The organism is Gracilimonas sp. B-17 (genome assembly GCF_056857935.1).
In genome coordinates, this window is record NZ_JBSXOA010000012.1 from 706,451 (window position 1) to 727,736 (window position 21,286).

The 21,286-nt window shown below is 41.6% G+C and carries 18 protein-coding genes and 1 tRNA gene; 8 read left to right on the forward strand and 11 right to left on the reverse strand.

The features are described 5' to 3' along the window. Window positions 1-2 precede the first annotated feature (2 nt). The 4 genes from AC13FX_RS11550 to AC13FX_RS11565 form a co-directional block, all read right to left on the reverse strand. Window positions 3-980, reverse strand: coding sequence for a FecR family protein (locus AC13FX_RS11550; RefSeq protein WP_482880813.1), 978 nt, complete (start codon window positions 978-980; stop codon window positions 3-5). 55 nt (window positions 981-1,035) lie between these two features. Further along, the gene (locus AC13FX_RS11555; protein WP_482880815.1) at window positions 1,036-2,277 is read right to left on the reverse strand and encodes a hypothetical protein; all 1,242 of its coding nucleotides are present in this window, start codon (window positions 2,275-2,277) and stop codon (window positions 1,036-1,038) included. A gap of 156 nt (window positions 2,278-2,433) precedes the next feature. Continuing rightward, complete coding sequence (locus AC13FX_RS11560) at window positions 2,434-3,165, reverse strand: hypothetical protein (RefSeq protein ID WP_482880817.1); 732 nt, start codon at window positions 3,163-3,165, stop codon at window positions 2,434-2,436. 103 nt (window positions 3,166-3,268) lie between these two features. Further along, on the reverse strand, window positions 3,269-3,868 hold the full coding sequence (locus AC13FX_RS11565) for an RNA polymerase sigma factor (protein ID WP_482880819.1): 600 nt from the start codon (window positions 3,866-3,868) through the stop codon (window positions 3,269-3,271). Between the two features lie 59 nt (window positions 3,869-3,927). Here AC13FX_RS11565 and AC13FX_RS11570 point away from each other — a divergent pair, with 59 nt between their 5' ends. Beyond that, window positions 3,928-4,734 carry a M23 family metallopeptidase gene (locus AC13FX_RS11570; protein WP_482880821.1) on the forward strand — a complete coding sequence of 269 codons (807 nt, stop codon included), beginning with the start codon at window positions 3,928-3,930 and terminating at the stop codon, window positions 4,732-4,734. A 102-nt stretch (window positions 4,735-4,836) separates the two neighbouring features. Here AC13FX_RS11570 and AC13FX_RS11575 read toward each other — a convergent pair whose 3' ends face one another. Continuing rightward, window positions 4,837-7,677, reverse strand: a complete 2,841-nt coding sequence (locus AC13FX_RS11575; RefSeq protein ID WP_482880822.1) for a M16 family metallopeptidase — start codon at window positions 7,675-7,677, stop codon at window positions 4,837-4,839. A gap of 359 nt (window positions 7,678-8,036) precedes the next feature. Here AC13FX_RS11575 and AC13FX_RS11580 point away from each other — a divergent pair, with 359 nt between their 5' ends. After that, window positions 8,037-8,408, forward strand: a complete 372-nt coding sequence (locus AC13FX_RS11580) for an endonuclease domain-containing protein (RefSeq protein ID WP_482880823.1) — start codon at window positions 8,037-8,039, stop codon at window positions 8,406-8,408. A 285-nt stretch (window positions 8,409-8,693) separates the two neighbouring features. Here AC13FX_RS11580 and AC13FX_RS11585 read toward each other — a convergent pair whose 3' ends face one another. Further along, a complete protein-coding gene (locus AC13FX_RS11585; protein WP_482880824.1) occupies window positions 8,694-11,150 on the reverse strand; it encodes a penicillin acylase family protein in 2,457 nt (818 codons plus the stop codon). Window positions 11,151-11,446: 296 nt separating this feature from the next. On the opposite strand from AC13FX_RS11585, the gene AC13FX_RS11590 reads away from it, so the two are divergent. Next, window positions 11,447-11,800, forward strand: a complete 354-nt coding sequence (locus AC13FX_RS11590; RefSeq protein WP_482880825.1) for a GIY-YIG nuclease family protein — start codon at window positions 11,447-11,449, stop codon at window positions 11,798-11,800. 473 nt (window positions 11,801-12,273) lie between these two features. Beyond that, window positions 12,274-12,780 (forward strand): DinB family protein, encoded by a 507-nt coding sequence (locus tag AC13FX_RS11595; RefSeq protein ID WP_482880827.1) that lies wholly within the window; start codon window positions 12,274-12,276, stop codon window positions 12,778-12,780. On the opposite strand, the gene AC13FX_RS11600 is transcribed toward AC13FX_RS11595, so the two are convergent. After that, on the reverse strand, window positions 12,763-13,524 hold the full coding sequence (locus AC13FX_RS11600) for a dimethylarginine dimethylaminohydrolase family protein (protein WP_482880829.1): 762 nt from the start codon (window positions 13,522-13,524) through the stop codon (window positions 12,763-12,765). The two genes, AC13FX_RS11595 and AC13FX_RS11600, sit on opposite strands and share 18 nt — an antisense overlap. A gap of 105 nt (window positions 13,525-13,629) precedes the next feature. On the opposite strand from AC13FX_RS11600, the gene truA reads away from it, so the two are divergent. The 3 genes from truA to AC13FX_RS11615 all read left to right on the forward strand — a co-directional run bounded on the left by truA (window position 13,630) and on the right by AC13FX_RS11615 (window position 14,772). After that, on the forward strand, window positions 13,630-14,364 hold the full coding sequence (truA, locus tag AC13FX_RS11605) for a tRNA pseudouridine(38-40) synthase TruA (protein ID WP_482880830.1): 735 nt from the start codon (window positions 13,630-13,632) through the stop codon (window positions 14,362-14,364). 72 nt (window positions 14,365-14,436) lie between these two features. Next, window positions 14,437-14,508: transfer RNA gene (locus tag AC13FX_RS11610), tRNA-Asn, on the forward strand. Window positions 14,509-14,664: 156 nt separating this feature from the next. Then, on the forward strand, window positions 14,665-14,772 hold the full coding sequence (locus AC13FX_RS11615; protein ID WP_482880832.1) for a LuxR C-terminal-related transcriptional regulator: 108 nt from the start codon (window positions 14,665-14,667) through the stop codon (window positions 14,770-14,772). 107 nt (window positions 14,773-14,879) lie between these two features. Here AC13FX_RS11615 and AC13FX_RS11620 read toward each other — a convergent pair whose 3' ends face one another. From AC13FX_RS11620 to AC13FX_RS11635, 4 genes are all read right to left on the reverse strand, one after another. Continuing rightward, entirely contained in the window at window positions 14,880-17,555 is a 2,676-nt protein-coding gene (locus AC13FX_RS11620; RefSeq protein ID WP_482880833.1) for an SPOR domain-containing protein, read from the reverse strand. Window positions 17,556-17,719: 164 nt separating this feature from the next. Next, complete coding sequence (locus AC13FX_RS11625) at window positions 17,720-18,565, reverse strand: fimbrial biogenesis chaperone (protein WP_482880834.1); 846 nt, start codon at window positions 18,563-18,565, stop codon at window positions 17,720-17,722. 11 nt (window positions 18,566-18,576) lie between these two features. Then, on the reverse strand, window positions 18,577-18,975 hold the full coding sequence (locus tag AC13FX_RS11630; protein WP_482880836.1) for a hypothetical protein: 399 nt from the start codon (window positions 18,973-18,975) through the stop codon (window positions 18,577-18,579). 168 nt (window positions 18,976-19,143) lie between these two features. Beyond that, a complete protein-coding gene (locus tag AC13FX_RS11635; RefSeq protein WP_482880837.1) occupies window positions 19,144-19,638 on the reverse strand; it encodes a DUF4402 domain-containing protein in 495 nt (164 codons plus the stop codon). 849 nt (window positions 19,639-20,487) lie between these two features. Here AC13FX_RS11635 and AC13FX_RS11640 point away from each other — a divergent pair. Next, window positions 20,488-21,282, forward strand: coding sequence for a response regulator transcription factor (locus tag AC13FX_RS11640; protein WP_482880838.1), 795 nt, complete (start codon window positions 20,488-20,490; stop codon window positions 21,280-21,282). The last annotated feature ends 4 nt before the right edge of the window (window positions 21,283-21,286 follow it).

The following is a 21,286-nucleotide window of genomic DNA, read 5'->3' on the forward strand; positions in this document are numbered from 1 at the left end:
GATTAAGAATCGGTGTTAAACTCGTATGAATTGCCGTCAATTTTTGTGAAGCTGCCACCCAGTACCAGTTCGAAATCACGCAGTACAGCATCAATTTGGCCTAGCTCTATCGAACCGCTAAGCGTTTCATTTTCGATGGACTCTGAACTCTGAATACGAATATTGAAATGTTGTTCAAGTTCATTGAAGATATCTCGAACCCGATCATTATCAAATATAAGTTCATTGTTCAACCAATCGGTGAATATTTGAGGATCTTTCTGAGAAACAACTGGTGTTGAGGTCGTGTTATTAATTCTGGATGACTGGCCCGGTTCAAGTACAACTGAACTGCCTGAGTTCAACGATTCAAAACTTATACGGCCTTCTTCCAGATACACATCCGAGGAATTACCCCATGCACTCAGAATGAACTTAGTTCCAAGAACCTGCACTTTGGATTGCCCGGTTTTTACTGAAAATATTCTTTGGGGATTCGAAATAACATCAAAATAGGCTTCTCCCTCAAGTTTATAAGACATCTCACCCTCATGCTCATCAACCAGATAGATCCTGGAGTAGGGGCGGAGGCTGACGCTTGAGCCATCTGTTAATGTGACTCTTGAAATAGTAGCAAAGCTTTCACCGATGAGGGTTGGCTGCATTTGTTGCTGAAACATATAACTTCCAACAATGGCAGCTATCAGGATAGAAGCTGCAATAGCAAAGCGTTTTATAGCAGGTGAGAAGTTCAGGATCCTGCTTTTGGATTTTACAGAGCCTGAATCAATAATGCTATTTTCTATGGTATCCCAAATGGCATTAGAATCAATGGTATCCTTTACGTCTGCTTCTACTGATCTCTTATAATTGAATAGTTCGTTGAGCAAAGGATCTTTTTCTGGATCTAAGGTATACAGATCAGGTAAAGAATTGCCTATTCTTTTAGCCAGGATCAGATCAGGATCATTGGGAGGTAATATGTTATTGTTGTTTGCCATAGAAATAACCGGGTAAGAGTTACTTACCCGGTGTTGTGTTGTTCTTTCTTATGATTTAGTTGTCACTGTCATCATCATCATCATTGTCATCGTCGTCATCGTCACTGTCTTCGCCTTCGTCATCATCCTGATATTCGAATTCGATCTCATCTGCGATGAAACGTGAGTTATCCTGAGGACTGATATAACCTTCAACATCAGCATAAACGGTGGTTCCGGCTGCTAGTGCGGCGGCTACTTCTTCCAGGGTTTCGATGCCATCATCGCCTTCAACTTCGGTTCGGCCTGTAACGATCACTAATATATCATTGCTAAGTAAGACCGTACGTTCAACAGTATCCACTTCACTTACAAGAGCTTCCATTTCATCTTCATCGTCAGTTACTATACCAGATTTAAGATTTACTTTGAAAACTTTCGTTAGATTTTCGAATCGGAGTAGGGCAGTTCCATCACCATCCATCTCAATGGTTCCTGAAACAGTTTTGGTTGACTCATCACCATTATTGTTCTTATAAAGACTCATTTCATAAGTGAGAGTTCCGGTTACACCTTGCTCGAGGGATCCATAATACGCTACGGTATCCTTATTGATCTGTACATCGAGTAAATTGATCTCGTTTACAAACGAACGTTCAAAGGTATCGCCGTTTCCTCGTACTCCTTGTATGGAGCCATTACCGGTGTGCTTACCATCCAGAGTAAGGATAGATGAAGCGTTGCTCACGCCGGTGATCGCAAAGGTATCAGCTCTGCTGAATTCAGAAGAACGGAAGTTACTGGTTTTGTCTCCGTTTCTGTTTGCGGTAAACTCAATATTTTCGATTCGCTCTTTATTAGCGCGTGGAAAAACGATGAATTGATCATCCACGTCTGTAAAGATATAGGTCAGCAGGGCCGACATATTTTTCTCGAAATTTGGTTTTACCACACTACGTTCGAAACTTAGAGTATGAGTACCTGTGGCAGGGTCGTATTCATAGCTGAAGTTGCGCTCATTACCACGTCCTGAGTAGTCGTCGTCATCATCGTCATCACTTTTGAAGGCGGTATTGCCTGCGGAAAAACCATCACTTGAAACGGTAGAAAGGGCGTCATTCAAACTCGAGAACACCCCATCGTTATCATCAGAAAGGGCTTCTCCCATGATCTGACTGGCTGCTTCAATTTCTTCCGGGGTTAATTCATTATTGTTTAGTTCACTGGATACATCTCCAAGACTACAAGCTGAGAAGATCAGTGCAGAAGCCAGAAATAATCCCGTTGCTTTTGATAGGTGAGTAATTACTGTTTTCATATTTTTGTTATTTGTTGGTGTTCAATGGTATTACACTTCACATTGCACAAACCCCTAACTGATAGTAAAAATAATTTAGTTCAATTAAATAAAAAAACCCTGCCACGTTTCAGGTGGCAAGGTTTATGGGTTATGTTTAAGTATTAATTATGATGATCAGTCATCGTCATCGTTATCGTCGTCATCATCATCACTTTCATCATCATCGTCGTCATCATCATCACCTTCTGCATCAAATGATTTTTCGATATTATCCTCAATGATCTCTTTGTTTGAAGGATCACTTGGATCTAATGCATTGCCGTTGGAGTCAACAAACCAGCCCGCAGGATCAATATTGATAGCAACTGATGGTGAACCACTGGTTTCACTGATCTCCAGAGGTGGATTCAGGTCCATTTCGATCTCGAAATCAGTATCTGTTCTGAACATGAAGTCCTCACCGTTATAAGATCCCTTAATAACCATGGAATAGCCGTCATCATCACCATCTTTTATGAAATCCGGGTCGCTGACATTGTTACCGTCATCATCATGTTCGATCTCCATTTCGAACTCATCATAAAAACCGGATGGAATATTCTGGGAGGTTAGTTCTATTACGCTTCCATCTAAAGGCAGGTTTACGATCAGATCTTCGACCTCAAAGTCAGCGGAGTCATCTGATACGCTTTCCAATTCCAGTTCTTCAACCAGAAATTTGATCTCTGTGAGTGAGTCGAGTGAAACAGCTTTATATTTGGCAGCAGTGGAGCTTGTATTCAATTGCATTTTGACTGCCACATTTTTAGGGCCGTCGTTCCCGGAATTTGCGAGGTCACATCCCGTGGTAATTAACAAAGCAGCAATTAGTAGCGTTAATGGGGTAGTTAATCTTGATAAATTCATTGTATTGATCCTTTCATTTGCAATTAATTGGTTAAGTGGACAGTATCATCTGTCTTGTTTTCACCATTATTACACTTGCAAAGGAAAGTACCCCTAAAAGAAATTATAAATAATCTTTGGCTACCTGGGAAAGAGAAGCTCGAAGGTCTTTTAAAGCCAGCCCCATATGATTTTCAATGGTTTTGACTGATACCTCCAGGGTTTCAGCAGCTTCTTTATAGGTGAACTCCTGAAGAAAGCACAGTCTGAAGACCTCTTGCCTTTTGTCGGGCATGGAAGAAATCGCTTTTTCAATGGTCCGGTTCAATTCTTTCCGGTTAAGTGGAGCATCTGCGGAATTGTTAGACTCTGCCACATCAGGGACTTCCTGATTTTTATCAAACTTGGAATTGTCTCTGAATAAATTAAGCATTCTGGTATAGGCGATACGGAAAAGATAAGCCCGCAAAGATCTGGTCTCATCAATGCTGTCACGGTTTTCCCAAATATAGACAAAGGCTTTTTGTATCAGATCCTCAGCTGCTTCTTTAGCCAGTCCTTTTTGTTTTAAATAGCGATACAGTTCATCATGATGATCATCAAAGAAGGTTTTGAATGCTTTTTGATCCCCATTTTTTATTCTGAGGTAGATCTCAGAATCAGCGGAACCCTGATCGAGAGTTGCACCTAACAGCAGTAAAATTTGAATTAGCGATAATTCCATTTAAGATGATATCTTGTTTTTTTCGATATTTATGAAGTCAATTTCAAAAAGAAATGCATATGAAAACGATCTTGTTCCTTTTGATATTCATGGTCACCGGCCTGACCCAAGATAACAGTTCGGTGAATGTTTACCGAATTGAAACAGAGACCGGTATCGAAATTTATGCAAAGAATTCGAACTTGTATCCGGTTACGATCGAATATATGGTGGATTATAAGAACCTGAAACCTAGTAAAGAACTTCCGCTTGTTCAGGTCCTTCAACCAAATATTGAAGAAAAGCTCATGGTGTTTGAATACACGGATCTTTCAGCAGGGTGGGATTACAGTTCCCGATACCGTTATTATATGGGGAACATAGGCGTTAGTCACAACGATTCCTTTGCGTATCGATTACCGTTTCCGATCGGGGAAGAGTATTTACTTACACAGGGGTTTAATGGATCATTCTCTCATCAGGGTGAGTTACCTCATGCCCTTGATTTTGCTATGCCGGAGGGTACACCTATTTATGCAGCACGCCATGGAAAGGTAGTTATGATGGAAGGTGGGAATACAAAGGGAGGGCCAACCGCAGAATTTATGGAATATGCAAACTTCATAACGGTTATGCATGATGATGGTACCTTCGCTGATTATTCTCATTTAAAACATCGGGGGGTGAATGTTCGGTTAGGTCAAAATGTACGAATGGGGCAGCTTATTGGATATTCGGGTGCCACCGGGTTTGCCACCGGACCTCATCTCCATTTCGTTGTCAAAAAAGCAAAAAGAGGAGGCGGATTTATCTCAATTCCGGTCAAATTTGCCACCCGGCGAGGTATCAAAGAGCTGCAGGCTGGAGAAACCTATATAGGCTATTAGAGGAGGAATAGATGTTAGACGTGAGATTTTAGACATAAGAACACATCTAAAAACTAACACCTAAAACCTAACACCTAACACCTAACACCTAATGCCTAAAACCTATTCCCCCTCTTTAAAGTATTCATTCACCAAAATAGGTTCTCCAAAACCCAGCTGTTCAAGACGGTCCATCTGAGTTTCTGCATCACCTACTACCAGCCAGATCATTTTGTTGGGATCTGCATAGGTTCGGGCCATTTCCTGAATTTCGTCTATTGTGATCGATTGAACGGTTTCCTGACGGTCTCGCACATAACCAGGTTCCCATCCATAAGAGCTAATGTTTGCCAACATGTTCAGTTTAGAACCGGATGTTTCAAACTGACGGGCAGAACTTTTAATAAGATAGCTTTTGGTATTATCCAGATCTTCATCCGTAAAGGTTTCCGGATACTCTTCCAGGATCTGTTTTACCAGGGCTGCAGATTCATAGGTAACATTTGTTCTCACCCCACTGGAGATGCTAAATGGGCCGGCGATATCAGAACCCGAGAAACCGGAGCGAATGCCATAGGTATAGCCTTTGCCTTCACGTAATTCCTGGGTCAATCGTGAGGCAAATCCGCCTCCGCCAAGCTTATAATTCATGATCGTGGCCTTATAGAAATCCGGATGGGTCTCAGGCATTGCAAGGTATCCAAACCGTAAGACAGATTGTTTGGCATCGGGAACATCGTAAAAGTAAACGGTGGATGATTCAGGGGCACCCGGTATATCAAATTCGGGAATTTCGACAGCTTTGCTATTCCAATTCTCTTCTAATGGAGCTAATGAAGCAACGACCTCATTCTTGCTAATTGCACCAACGATATGCATATCTGCCACAGAAGGAGAGAAATTGGAACTGTAGTATTCCTTCAGGTCTTCCAGTGTGATGTTCTCAACGGTATTTGTAGTACCGATAGGATTATAGGATAGAATGTGATCTTCACCGTATAAGAGCTTATTGAAGGTATTGGATGCAATGCTGTTAGGGTTGGCACTTTGCTGTGCGATCTGGCTGAGCGTACTTTGTTTGGCAAGTTCAAACTCCCGTTCATCCCAGCGAGGTTCCAACATGATCTCTTCAACCAATGCCAGGGTTTCTCCATAATTTCTGGCAAGCGAATTTCCCCGTATGGTGATTGATTGTCTGCCTGCATAAACATTGATGTTAGCTCCCAAAAGGGCGATCGCTTCTTCAAGTTCTTCAGGGGTTCTATTGGCGGTTCCTTTGGTCAACAGATCAGCCATGAGATTTGAAATTCCGATTTTATTTGGTTCCTCAAGCATCAAGCCGCCTTCCAACGTGATTTCGAACTCTACCAGGGGCAATTCATAGCTTTCTATTCCATAAACGTTCATGCCGTTCGCCAGTTCTGTCTCCCAGACTTCAGGAATGGCAGGAACCGGAGTCTCACCGTAAGGTGGCTCCACAGAACGGTCAAAGCTGGACGAGGTGCGTTCGTATGCAGTTTCTTCAGGTAATTCAAACTGTTCACCACGACCTTCAGCCACGATCTGCTCTTCAACTACTTCAGCTTCATTGGATTCTTCCAAGATCAGGTCAGTTTGACCGCGAGGCACAAAACTAGTGGCTACAAATGGCTTGTCCTTGATATATTTTTCATAGACACGCATCACGTCATCTTTGGTGACGGCCAGTGTTTTTTGAATATCTTCATTTATATAACCGGGGTCGTTTGCAAATATGTTGTACTGAGCCAGCTGAAAGGCTTTTCCGAGCACACTTGAAAGGCCGTTGTAGAAATTCGTTTCAATACCTGCTTTGATCCTTTTTAGGTCATCATCCGTGAATCCTTCTTCCTCAAAACGTGCAAAAGCCTCATTCAGACCTGACTCAACCTCGTTAAGGTCGGTGCCGGGGTATGCACGGGTTATCAGTGTTATCTCGCCGGCAATTTCTGAATTACCATTACGCATGAATACATTCGAGGTAAGCTCTTTTTCTTCAACCAAAACCTGGTAAAGCGGTGCCTTTTTCCCATCAGAAAGAAGTTGGGTGAGAATATCCAGGGCATAGGCATCTTCATGATACAGATCAACACCCGGCCATACCATACGAAGCTCTGGCAGACGTGCAAAGTTATCCTCATAGTACAGCTTCTTAGTTTCATTCAGGGAAGCAGGTTGGTCGGCCAACGGTTCAATTCCCTCACCACGGGGTATCTCATCAAAATATTTATGTATCCATTCCTTAGCCTGCTCACTGTTAAAATCTCCGGCAATCACCAGTGTAGCATTATTGGGTACATACCATCGGTTGTAGAAATCTTTAACATCCTGCAAGGTGGCATTTTGGAGATCCTCAAGTGAGCCGATCACTTGCCAGCTATATGGATGTCCTTCAGGATATAGATTTTTATCTATTACATAACTTGCATGTCCATAGGGCTGATTATCTACGCCCTGACGCTTTTCATTCTTCACTACCTGTTTCTCTTTGGCAAGAACTGCATCGGTCACAGTGTTGATGAAGTAACCAAGTTTATCCGCTTCAGCCCATATCATCTTTTCAAGCGCATCATTGGGTACTGTCTGGAAATAATTGGTTCGGTCACGACTCGTAGAGCCATTAGCTCCGGAGCCGCCGATACGGGAACTCATCTCATCCAATCCGCCTTTTCCAAGATTTTCGGATTCCAGAAATAACAGGTGTTCGAACAAATGAGCAAAACCGGTTCTTCCTTCAATTTCCCTTGCTGAACCCACATGGAATGTTAAAGCTACTGCAGTCACTGGATCAGAATCATCTTTATGGAAAATAACCTCGAGCCCATTGTCTAAAGTGAATTTCTCGTAATCGACTGAGAATTCAGCTTGTTCTTGCTGAGAGCAGGAAGTGGTTAGAAAAGCCAGGAGGAGAAAAGAAGAGAGGAAAGAGAAAATACGTGATTTCATACGAGATTGATTTGGGATAATTTTCATCAAATATAACAGCACAGCCTGTACGTGTTTGTAAATGTTTTGTTGCTATTTACGGGACCCTAACCCTGTCCCTTTCCCTCCGGCTCGCCAGAAAGATTGACTTGGCCATGGCGTGGCCGCAAGGAAAGGGGACGCTTTGAAGACGATCTAGGTTAGATAAAAGAATCTGATTATGAATCGGCACCTATTGAAACATCACAGGATGAATAGGTAGCTGTGCAAGCTAAGGCGTCTCCTTCCTTGCGAAGCGTCAGCGCCACGCAGGGAAGGAACAAGGAAGGGTCCCGGTGGGGCGAGCTTGCAGTTTTTCACAAAATGAAGCTAATTCAGGAATGAAACTAACGTGGAAATCCATAACAGAAATAGCCAGGGAGCTAAGAAGTAACCCAACATCCTCAGAAAAACGTCTTTGGAGATATTTGAGAAAACGTCAGCTTGGTGGATACAAATTTCTTCGTCAAAAACCATTTGTCTATGAAAAGCGTGATAATCAAAAATATTTTTTTATTGCCGATCTTTACTGTGCTGAGCTAAAACTGGTGATCGAGATGGATGGCAAAATTCATGATTTCCAAAAAGACCATGATTATCAAAGAGATCTTGTATTGAGTGGACTGGGATTGAAAGTGCTTAGGATAAGGAATGAGGAACTCAAAAAACCTGACGAAGTTTTGGATAAGATCAAGGAATTTTCAGGAATTTAATTGGTTTTCCTATCCCTGCCTCTTTTGACCCTAACCCTGTCCCTTTCCCTCCGGCTTGTCAGTAAGGTTGAATTGCCCCTGGCGTGGCCGCAAGGAAAGGGGACTCATTTATGACGATATCGGTTAGATCAATAACCTGATATTGCATCGGCACCTATTGAGACATCACAGGATGAATAGGTAGCTGTGCAAGCCAAGGCGTCTCCTTCCTTGCGAAGCGTCAGCGTCACGTAGGGCAGGAACAAGGAAGGGTCCCGGTGGGGTGACCTCATTCTTTCATCACACCTACTCACCGGGTACCAAATGCATCGTTTTAACATCAGATCCCTCAAATAATGCCGTTGAATCCTGGTAGAGCCATCGGTATTCACCATTAAGCCACATGTTGGTCTGATTACCAAAGTGATCTGAAAGTGGGTTACCGGACTGTCCGGTCGGAAGGATGCTTTTGCTCTTACTCATATCAGAAAGATCAGAGATACGTCTGATCGAAGGACCAAGGACCATCTCGAAGGGGGCATCCCAGTTATACTGACCATTGTTGACGCTCATACCATGGCTTTCTACCTCATAAGGACCTTTACTTAAAACATTATTTGAGATCAATCTGAGTGCTGTGGGAGCATCAGGGTCTTCAGCTGCCTGTGAGAATAGAGGGGGTTCAAAGGTGATGGTATGAAGCTGTTCCCATCGCCATTCATAGGGTTCACTACCCAGTGAATCACTAAGAAACAGAATGGCATCCTGCATGCTTTTAACGACCATCTCATCCCTTGTTTCAATTATATTTGTTGAAATATCATCAAAGAGTGAGCTTTCGGTTTGAATGAGTGAGCTCATGGTACGGACCGGAATCGTTTCATGGTGAATGAAATTATTATAGGCCACTTTACCAAAATCATCCTGAAGTGAATTCTTACTGAGGTTCAGGAAAAAGACATCGAATATTGAAGCCGCTGTAGAACTCAGGCTATATTCAAAATTCCAGTTTTCGAGGTAGGATATAGGGAGCTCAAAGTTGTAGGCATCCTGATCACGCAGGATCTCCAGTATAATAGGGGTGATCTTAGCAGCAAAATTAGAATAGGAATCATTTTGAAGGGACTCGAAATCCTGGTAAGTAAAATTATCTTCATTTAACAGGATCTGTTCGATGCGTTCAATTCTGCTGGGTGGTTCCCAGAAAGTTGCAATGTAGTAAGGGTAGTTATCCGTGGTCAGTTTGTTGTTGGCATTGGCGATCCACCCATCTTCAGGGTTAATAACTCTCGGTAATTGCTCGAACGGTATGAAACCCTGCCAATTGCTTGCGGGATCCCAACCTGCCCTTAAAGTAATTGGGTCACCGGTTCTTAAGGGTAGTTTTGCTACTGAATACATGGCAATATTTCCTTCAACATCTCCATACATGAAATTCAAACCCGGAACCCCAAAAGTGGGAAGGGCCTCTTTGAATTCCTGAAAGTTATCAGCCCAATTGATGTTATAGAGAGTTTTCATCTCATTTGTGAGCTCAAATCCAGTCCATTGCATCGAGATAAGTTTACCATCAGTCAGTTCAGGAACAGGGTAGATGTCTGAAATAACCGGACCGTGCTGTGTATAGCGTATTTCTATAGACCTATCATCACCGCCCTTAACTTTGATGATCTCACGAACCCGTTCAAATGATTCGAATGCAACCTCTCCACCGGATAGAGAGTCCACGACATATCGCCCACGATCCTGAGGGTCCTGTTGTTCAAGGAAAAAATCGGTGTCATCACTCATTATTGAAGTGAAACTCCAGGCCATATGATCATTCTGCCCAATTATAACAGCGGGCACACCGGCCAGGGTAGCTCCGGATACGTTCTTGTCATTCAGATTCAAGTGTACCTCATACCATTTGCCGGGCATGTCCAGTCCGAGGTGAGGGTCTCCGGCTAATAATGGGTATCCGGATTCAGTCAGTGAGCCATCCACAACCCAGGCATTGCTACCAACATGAGTTCCTTCCATTTCAAGCAGCTTTCTCTTCTGCATCTCCTGTTTAAGCATGGGTAATAGGGCAGAGGAATACCCCAGGGATTCTGAATCATCTAACGAGGTGGGGGCATTTTCCGGAAAACGAAGCTGAAGTTGATCGAACTGCTGAGCAGGAAGATTTTCCTTGAGATATTGGTAGGTGACTTCACTCCACCATCCCATATTTAGCTCCCAGCCCATCAGTCGGCTTACAGCTAAGGAACGAACCGGGGTCCATTCCAAAGGCTCTACTTCAGCCAAAGAGAACTCAACAGGAAGTCTATTTGAATTATTATCAATAAAAGCATTTACACCGTTTGAATAGGCATTGAGTACTCTTCGTTCATCCTGCCCCAAAGTGTCGACCAACTGTTGTGCGATCTTCCAGAAACCAAGGGTCCGCTGATATTTATCAAGTTGTATGAGTTCTTCATCCTCTCCAAAGAATTCCGCAAACCGACCTTCCGCCATGATCTGTGTCAGGGTCATTTGCCATAACCTGTCCTGAGCATGAACATACCCCAGGGCATAATAGAGGTCCTGCTCATTTTTGGCATAAATATGAGGTACACCGAATTCATCCCAGTGGATATCAACCGCATCATTTAATCCATTCAGGGTGATGGTTTCCTCATAGTCGGGCAGGGGTTTGTAGAAGGTCCAGTAAAAAGCGATTCCGGCAAAACCGATGAACAGGATCAGGAAAAAGATCAGCAGTTTGAATATGGTATTCATGTGGCAAATTAATGGATGAACGGTTACAGCTGAAATTAATCATTCTGAAGGGTTTATAAATGAATTATTTATGTTACAAAAGTACTCCCCCCCTAGGGCTGTCATATCGAGCGTAATGTAAGGAGCGAATGCGAGTGAAATGCAGTCGAGAGATCTTCGGGGGTGGAACAGGCATTGGTAGTGTTGTCACGCCTCGAGGATTTCTCCGCTCCATTCGTTCGCCTTGAGGGCGCTCTCATTCCGGTCGAAATCACAAGTGGGAGTGAATGTAAGATCTCTATTCGCTATAATTACATATGCCATATTATACCTACATAGTCACAAATTCCTCCAAAACTACATTGTATGTTGGTATGACAAACAACTTGCCATCCAGAATTTTAGAACATGGTCTAAATGCAGGATACTCGAAAACATTCGCAGGTAGGTATCGGTGTTATTTTGTGTTGTGGTATGAAGAATACAAGTATGTTCAGGATTCAATAAACAGAGAAAAGCAGATCAAGAGATGGAGTAGAAAGAAAAAGCTTGAGTTGATCAAACGTTCAAATCCAGATTTAAGGTTTTTAAATGAGGACCTAGGGTTGTACCCATTCGGGGATTTTGCTGATCAACGGAATATTCGGTTGAGTAAGAGGGGAAGGCAATAATAATTGCCCCCAGAGCCTGTCATCTCGAGCGAAATGTAACGAGCGAATGCGAGTGAAATGCAGCCGAGAGATCTGCGGGGATTGAAATGGAATGTGTAAGCTTAAATATACCCCGTGGATTTCTCCGCTCTATTCATTCGCCTTTGGGGGCTCACTCATTCCGGTCGAAATGACAAGTGGGTAGAGAGGGAGTAAGATATTGACTCAGTAACATACAAACCCCCTTTGCCTGTCATCTCGAGCGTAGTGAAGCGAGCGAATGCGAGTGAAATGCAGCCGAGAGATCTTCGGGGGTTTAAATGGAATATGGAAGCTTAAATACACCCCGTGGATTTCTCCGCTCTATTCGTTCGCCTTTGGGGCTCTCTCATTCCGGTCGAAATGACAGATAGAAGGAGTAGACTAAGAAATTATCTTTGAATGATTCTCGCACAACACGTATCTATAGGGTGAACCAATCAAAGAATTATATCATGGAAGTAAATTCACATCGTATCACAAGAGAACAGATCGTACAGCAGCTGGAAGGGGGGCAAGCATTTTTGAAGATCGAAGAGTTGCTGGAGGAAATAGATTTCGATGATCTTGGCAAAAGACCGGCCGGCTTACCCTATTCATTTTATGAACAGTTTTTCCATATGCGTGTGGCTCAGTTTGATATCCTGGATTTCACCCGAAACGCATATTACGAACCAAAGGACTGGCCTGAAGAATACTGGCCAGTAGAAGCTGCTCCGGATTCCAAAGAAGAGTGGGAGGAGCTTAAAGCCTCCTTTTTAAAGGAACGGGATGAAATGATGAATTTGGTCCTGGATGAGTCAAATGGCCTGAATAAACCATTTAATCACGGCGATGGCCAAACCCTGTTACGTGAAGTCTTGTTGGTGTTGCAGCACAATGCGTATCATACAGGACAGCTTGCCATTATTTACAGGTTGCTGAACAAGGATCAGGATCATTCTTCAGAATCGCAGGGATAAGCAACTCAGTCCACCATCCAGTTTTTCAAACTCGGTCATTTCGATCTGAATGGTATCATAACCGGCTGCTTCTATTTTTTGTTTGGTTATTGGGAACCCGGCTGGAACCAGAACGGTACCATTGATCCAAATACCATTTGCGGCATAGGCTTCTTCATCAGGTACAATGATCGTTTTAAACGATGAAAAAAGATCAAGTGCATTCATTTCAGCAGTTAGTAGGAGAGTGTTATCCTCCAAATATGAAAGACCGGTCTTGAGGTGAAGTATATCACCCAGTGGAACCTGAATTACTGAATAATCATATTTCTCCATAATACAGCGGAACTGATCAATTCCTGAGGTATTGGTACGGTCAGATAAACCTACATAAAACGTGGTGCCCACCATCATTACATCGCCTCCTTCAAGGGTTCCGGGTTCCTTTATCGATTCAACGTGATCAAAGTTAGACCGGATAACATCTTTGATGAGTGTTATTTCATTCCTTCTGGAACCGGCTCCGGGCCTGGTGATCACCCCAAGGTTTCCTGTACATACAGCGACATCCTCCACAAATACGGAATCAGGAAAACGATTATCAGCCTCCAAAACCGTTACCTCTAGACCAAGGTCCTTTAGCGCGTCTACGTATCTGGAATGCTGTAACAGAGCTTTATGATAATCAGGTTTGCCAAGATCAGCTGTGGTGATTCCAGATACCAAATTCGGACAGGGTTTTCGAACAATGGCTTTTTTAAACATAGATTGAGTGCTAATATTTATGGGAAAATGTGGGTACCTTCAATCTTATCATTTGAAAGCCACATAGCAAGCTAATTAATTTGAGCCATATCCATCATAGAGTTGATGCAAAAATTTAAACTGACCATTGAATACGACGGAACCGACTTTTCAGGATGGCAGATCCAGCCCAAAGACAGAACCGTTGAGGGGGTGTTAGAGAGTGCATTTTCCAAGGTTCTACAGCAGGATATCGATCTGATCGGGCAGGGACGTACAGATGCCGGTGTGCATGCCAGGGGACAAGTAGCGGACGTCCTGTTACCTGAGGACACGGATATTGAGAAGTTGCTAAACGGAGTCAACGGGTTGGTGGGAGATGAGGTCCAGGTGACAGACTACGAGCAAGTTCCGGAATCATTTCATTCCCGGTTCGATGCCATAGGAAGGGAGTATGAGTATACCATTACGACCCGCCCCATGCCACTGATGCGTCACAATAGCTGGGCATTGCGGCATCCGGTAGACCTAAATCTTTTGGAAGATTGCGCAGCCCTTCTAAATGGAGAATTTGACTTTGCGGGATTTTCAAAATTCAATGAGGATAACTTTACTACGCTTTGTGAAATACACAGTTCGTTGTTTGAATCAGAAGGAGAGGTGATCCGATATCGTATCAGAGCCAATCGCTTTCTTAGGAATATGGTGCGCCGATTAGTGGGTACCATGGTGCGGGTCGCACAGGGAAAAATGTCGATGAATGAATTTAAAACGGTACTTAAAGAACCCGGTTCAGATATTCCAACTTATACGGCTCCGGCGCGGGGATTAGTGCTTCAGAAAGTTTTCTATAAAAAGTGAAGAAAAGTGTTGAAAGTAGGTGATGAATGTCATTATATTTGTCGCCCCTTCAACAAGGGAATTCACTGATATTCCTCGGTAGCTCAGTGGCAGAGCAGTTGACTGTTAATCAATTGGTCGTAGGTTCGAATCCTACCCGGGGAGCTAAAGCCTGATTCGCGAAAGCGGGTCAGGCTTTTTTCTTTTGGGAATGCCCCGTTCTCCAGTCTGCCCCATCATTGCGCAGTTCTCATCTTAAGTCCTTTTTGGTAGAAAGATTCGGGAGAAGCCGGGGCTGAATTTCCTGAGCATTCCACAGAATTGACCGAGTGGGAAGTAGGGGTTTTACGTTTAATCATTGAGGAGTATACAAATCAGAAAATAGCCGAAGAGCTGTACATAAGTAAGCTTACCATGGATACTCGTTGAAATAATTTGTTAAATAAAACGGTTTCTAAGAATACAACAGCTCTAGTCAGATATGCCCTTAGAAATGACTTAGTTTAGCGTGAATTTGAGACCGATCTTTATTGTCACTAATCTATTGTTATGATAAAAGGATAGGGGTAGTATCTTAGGACCTCAAACAATTTGTCTTTGGCAATTTCCATTTGTGTAAAGTTTCCCACAATGCACTTGTATAGTTGATCCTTCTCATTAAATAATATTTTGACGGATTCACCGATAATTTCAGAAGCAGTCTGAGCAAATTTATCAGCATTATTTTGCTTTTTGAACGCGCCAATTTGAATGGCAAATAATCGATCCGGTTGTGGAGCTGAGATTTCTTTATTTAAGTCGCTAACAGTGAAGTTTATTTCTTGAACAATGTCTCCATCCACGGTGGAGGATACTTTAAACAAAATGGAATCCTCTTCCACTGCCAATGAGCGATTTTGTAATTGTTCCTTATCCAAGGTTGCTATATAGCGTCCGGGCATCAATCCTAAATAATAATAATGCCCCCCTGTGTATGTTTGAGTTGTCTCTGAAGCACCGCTCTCTTTAGAGGTGATATTGACAATCAAACCATTTACATCTGTTGATTGTCTGTCACTATTGACCACACCACTGACCTCTCCAACAACAACTACAGGTATATTTAGAGTATTTACCATATTCGGCAATACCTGAATAGATGATGAAATATCTTTAATCCGATAGAAAGGATCATTCAAACTTTCCGGATTAATATTTACAGTATAGTATTCATAGGGTACCAGGTTTTCGATAAGACGATCTTTAGTTTGTAATTTCTGATGTCTGGATTCCCGAGTTAATGTGGCTGATATTTCATCCAAAACCTGTTCTTCGGCATCTTTTATGCCATTATTATTTTTATCTAAAAAGGGATTCAACACAAGAGATGCTCGCCCAATTTTACGGCGGTCATCAAAATTAATACCTGTTTGTGAATTTAATAATATGGAGCCGCCCGTATTTTGATTTAAGGTGATTGTCCCGTTTCTTTCACTTACATATGATGTGTGTCTTGCAAATGGCATATCCAGCCTAAATCTTAGCATAAATTGATTCGTCTTAAATAGATTATTCCTTTGCATGGATGCGTCAAATCGAAATTGCGAATTTATACGGTAATCGAGCTTGATCCCCATATTTATAATATCATTATGCGAGTGAGAATATTTGGCGTTAGCCCGGAGAAATGCTCTTTTTAGAATACGTCTTGAAATTTGTACATCGATCATTGATTGTTCCGGCATAAAACGTTCTATATTAACGTCAGTGAATTTAAACCGGCCATTAACTCGAAAATTTAATTGAAGGGGTAGCAAAGCCGAAATTCCACTGTTTATGCTCAGTTGTTGACGGGAGTTTACGTATTCTATATATCCGCTGTTTACGTATGTTGAAAATTTTAAAAAGGGAAGGTCAACCGGAATAGAAGTATTAAAGGAGGCCTCATGGAGTTTTCTGCTCCTGTTAAGCAAGTTGTTTTGTTCATATTTTTTGAAACTGAAATTTATTGTCTGCGACTTAGGCAGAGTATACCTAATAGTACCTGATGCCAGATGATTAAACATGTAATTTCCCGTCAATAACATTCTTTTGCCTACCCGAAACCAAGTTTGGATATATGGATATGAATGATCATCAACGGCATTATCCAAACCTTGAAATAGGCCGCCTCCAATAGTTAAACTTGAGCTCAGCCCTGCCCGGATATTGGACCGGGCATATTTATATCCCGACAATGAAGCGTATTCACCGGCTGAAATACCATATTCTACTTTTCCCGGCTGCAAAAATTCATAGGGAATTTGGATTAGATATTGTTTTTGGTGATGAAATCCTTTGGCATCATAATATTTTAACTGCACATGATTTGCACCATACAAAAGGGGGGAAGTAAAATTGTAATCCCCTTGCCGCTCCCCCAATTCATAGTCCATTAAATTTCTGTTTAAATAAAATTCAACATCCCAGTCATCCTGTAAGTTCCCTTTAAATATTTGGTCATTAAAATACACAGGTCTCAGGTTCGGCTGATTACTTATTAAAAATCCTCTAAAGCCCGACATAGATGGCTCCATAGTACCTGACTGCTGTATATCTCCAATTTGAATCTGCTGTATCAGGGGTGCTGAATGGATCGGGTAGGTCCAATTTCCTCGCATGCTTCCCCAATGCATACCATATTTTTTGGAGGCTGAACCATTTACGTTAATACTCCCTCCCAATAATTGCCCGCCTAATCCAAGGTTTCCCGAAATATTCGGCTCTCCCTCAAGGTTAAAACTATTATTAATGTTCCAGTCGGCTAAAAGACCATTAATGAGATACCTTCTGCTGTTAACTTTTTGACCGGTAAAAATTGAATTGTCTTTTTGGTTAGGATTGCTATCTACATGGTTATAGCGCTTTTTTCTGTTCAGTTCGTCAATCAAGGGGATATTATAGCTGGAGCTGAGGGTAAGTGACATTTTACGAAAGTCAAAATTGAACTTGAACCCAAATGTTTCTTCCAGGAATGAAGTTGCAAGATAAGCATCCCCTTCTGCCCATATTATTTCAAGAGAGTCATTTCTGCCATCTATTGAACCTGGTCCTGTTTTTAAGTCAACAGGAACAGGATTATTCTCATTTGGAAATTCAACATTGTACCCGGTACCGTATTCTTTAACGGAATACCTGATTTTTAGCAGATCAAAAATATAAGGGGCAGGGACAAAAATATGTTCACCTTTCATGTAGGCGTCAATATCGTAACTGACTTTATTTTCAATAATCAGTCGGACTAATATTAACTCCCCATCGGATTCATTAGCAGTATAGGGTTGGCCGAATATTGCATTATTTACCAAGAGTAAGGGTACAATTATCAGCCATATTTTTATCTGCCCCAAAATAATCATTAGTGAACAGTAACTGTGGCAGATCCGGTCGTCTTGCTGGTTGGTAATATTTCTTTGTTCTTCTCTTCTCTGTTTTCAGAATCTAATGTAAGTGTGATTTGGTAGGTTCCTTTCTCAAGATTCTTGCTTATATCAAATATGCGAACCTGATCTCTATAAATCGCAATTTCTTGTCTTTGTCGATGCACCTCCTGGCCGTTTTGAAGAACCGTTATAATGGCTTCTCCTAAATAAGCCGCGTTTCCTGTGCGCTGAATACTTGCTTTTATTAAGATTTGGCCATCATCATTTGTGGAAGCTTCAATATCTTCAATATCGATACCGGTGTGCACCCTTCCATGTCTATAATTAAGGGATAGAATGGTTCTTTGTGTCAGGTTAAATTTTGTGGATATAGTTTGCCCCCCATTTTCTTCATCTTCTTGTTGTACCGGGCTACTTGAAATAGCAGGCCTTGCCCAATATTCCCCGGGTTGTAAATGGGAGGGAGGACGGACTAAAAACCTAATAATTTGTTGTTGATTTGGCGGGAGAATTAATTGTCGTGGATAAATTCGAGTGAATTCAAGAGCAGAGGGGGCTCCATCCGGTATATCATCAAAAATGTTCAAATATACTTTCCCGTTTTCATCTGCATCGGGATATCCGTATAACAACTCGATATTTAACTCCTGGGGCTGTTCCGAGGAATTGTGAACTGTAATTTGTCCTGAAGTATTGTTGTTGTTTAAATAAATTCCTGTGGGGGCGATATGCACCTGTGCATTAGCTACAGGATTGCATATAAGTAGAATTACAAATACTAAAAGTGTATTTGATTTAAAAGTTAATTGAGTTCTAAACATGAATTATTTAATTAATTTGCGTAGCTGACATCAAGGATCAAACTGCCTTGATATGGATTACCCGATTGGGTATGCAGAGGAATAACAGTAGCTCCTATCCATACATAAAGTTTACCCTCGCTATTCAAAGTAGCTGTTGCTCCGTTGTTTGGATTAAAGACCGTGGCATCCATAGGATCAGCTGAATTTGAATTATAGCCTGCATCGGTTGAATTAAAGTCAATATCCAGAGAGGTACCGTTCTGATCATTCAAAGCGGGTGGAAGTTGAAATAAAATGATCACTTGCCGGTTGGAATCACCTGTAATTTCGAACTCGGCCGCATTTAGATCAGTAAAAAGGACGGTTTTTTCTACTCCGGGAAATATTGAATCACCAAAATCTATCTCTTGTATCGTATTTACAGACAAGCTTTGCGAAAAAGCAATATTGGTTGTCCATAAAAGAAGCCATAAAAGTATATATACTTTATGCACCGTGAACTTCCATATTTTAAATCACTGAGGAAAGAAAATTAAAAACAGGATACTGGTATCAGACCAATATCCTGTTTCAGAATTATTGAAGTTGCATACTGATTATTGGCCTGTATAGGCAACATCTACTTGCAGGTTGCCTGTATATGTACCTGCAGCTTGATTAACGGTTGGAGTTACTTCAGCACCAACCCAAAAGTAAAGATCACCTGAAGTAGCTTCCAGATTTGCGGTAAGCTGAGTACTTGTGTCATGATTACTTGTTCCGGTTGGAGAAGCAGAGGTTCCTGATTCACCTGAATATGTTACATTTATTGGATCTCCAAGACCTGTAATGGAAGGATCTAAAGTAAAATCAAGAGTAACTTGTTTACCGGGTTCACCACTGATAATAAATTCAGCAGCTCCGGCATCATTAGTAGCTATGGTGGTGGTTATTTCTTGTATCATTTCTCCTAAATCAAGAGCTGATACAGTAGTTGTAATTGGGGTAACAACCGTTCCTGAAATAGTGGTGGTTTCTGTTACTTGTGCTGTAGCAATGGTAGAGACGGCTAAAAAGGCAAGTATGCCAACCGCTGTTTTAAATGTTTTCATTGATTTATCTATTTGTTTATGTTTTTATATACACAAGTCTTCTAAATGAAGAGAGTGTGACCTGTGAAATTATTAGTAATTCTTAATGTTAAGAATTAAGAATATCTCCAATGCCCCTTCTAATAACATCGGTGTTAATACCTAAAATTCAGATTACGACTAAAGACGTATTTCAATATCCAAAGCCTGAAAAGAGCGGGTAACCTTCAAGTATGCTACGAAGTAAGGAATCATTTTGCCTTAAGTAATGAGGCTGAAAAATTGAGGCAGTAAACGTTTTAAACTATAAGAAACCCAGAGGCAAGGATTGAGGAGTAGGAAGTGATTGTAATGGAGAGACCTTTGATGTTGGTTCTTTCAAAATTAAAGTAATGAAGCAAGTAACAACTCAAAACATCAGTAACCCAAGCTCGACTAACCCCAAACTTCCTGGCAAGAGCAGCCTTGTTTTTTACCTTCCCGGAGTCTAGTAATTTCTGATACACTTTAGCTAGCTCAGCAGAGGAGAGCTTCTTCTTTTCTGGTGGCTTTTGGTTAACAGAAACACGTGGTTTTCCGCCAGCCGGCGAATCACATGATCCAAAAAAGGGTAGATTTCGAGCAATTTTTCCCAGTCAATTTCAAACTTAATTCCGTTGCGACCTCTGTTTAAAGCCTTAAGAGGCCATTTTATGGAGAAGAAAATTCGCAAGTCTGCTATTTCCGGGGAGCTAAAGCCTGATTCGCGAAAGCGGGTAAGGCTTTTTTAGTTTTTAATGGGTGAATAAAGTTCTCCAGTTCCCTGTGTTGGAAATAAAAGTCTTGCTTTAAAAGTACTTTAATATTTAATTAGATGGTCTTTCGGGTTATATGAGGTGCGGAATATTAATTTATGAGGGAAAAGTGCAAAAGCTGACAAGTGAATATCTGAATTTCGAAAAAGTAGGGTTTCTGGAGTCTTTTGTAAAAAAAACATTGGCCCTGGATCAGATATCAGAAAGTTTTTCTTGCCTGACCTGGCTCTTCCAAAATGAGTTTATTTATATTAGCAGGGGTATTGAAACGGTGTTGGGGCATCCTCATAAAAACTTTGAACGCTATGGTTTGGTTCGATTTCAGCACCTTATTCCTGACGATCAGATCCAGCGTATTTATTCAGGGTTAGATAAACAATTATTGGAAATGGAAAAAAGTGATGAATCCATATTCAGTGATATTATTTTCAAAATAGACGGTGCGATACTGGATGTCAATAAAGTAGCAAGGAAGGTATTGTTTCATGCCTCTTTAATGGATGTTCGCTACACTGAAATACCAAGCTATCTGATGATCGGAACATGGACGGTGGTTGAAGGTAAGTCAGATCCGGAAGTCACTGATCTTTCTAACATAATAAAGGAAAAGTTGCTGGAATTGAAACGGATATACATGAAGGCTAAGCCCGATCATTTCAAAGTGTTGAAGATCCAGAAACAGATCTCGGCAAGAGAAAAAGAAGTTGCCTGTCTTATTGCGGAGGGACTGAGTACCAAAGCTATCAGTGAGCGTCTACATATTAGCTTCAACACGGTTGAGACCCATAGAAAAAACCTGCTGACCAAGCTGGAAGCCAAGAATTCAGCGGAGCTGATCTATAAGGTGGGTAAGTTCATGAACATTAATTAGCATA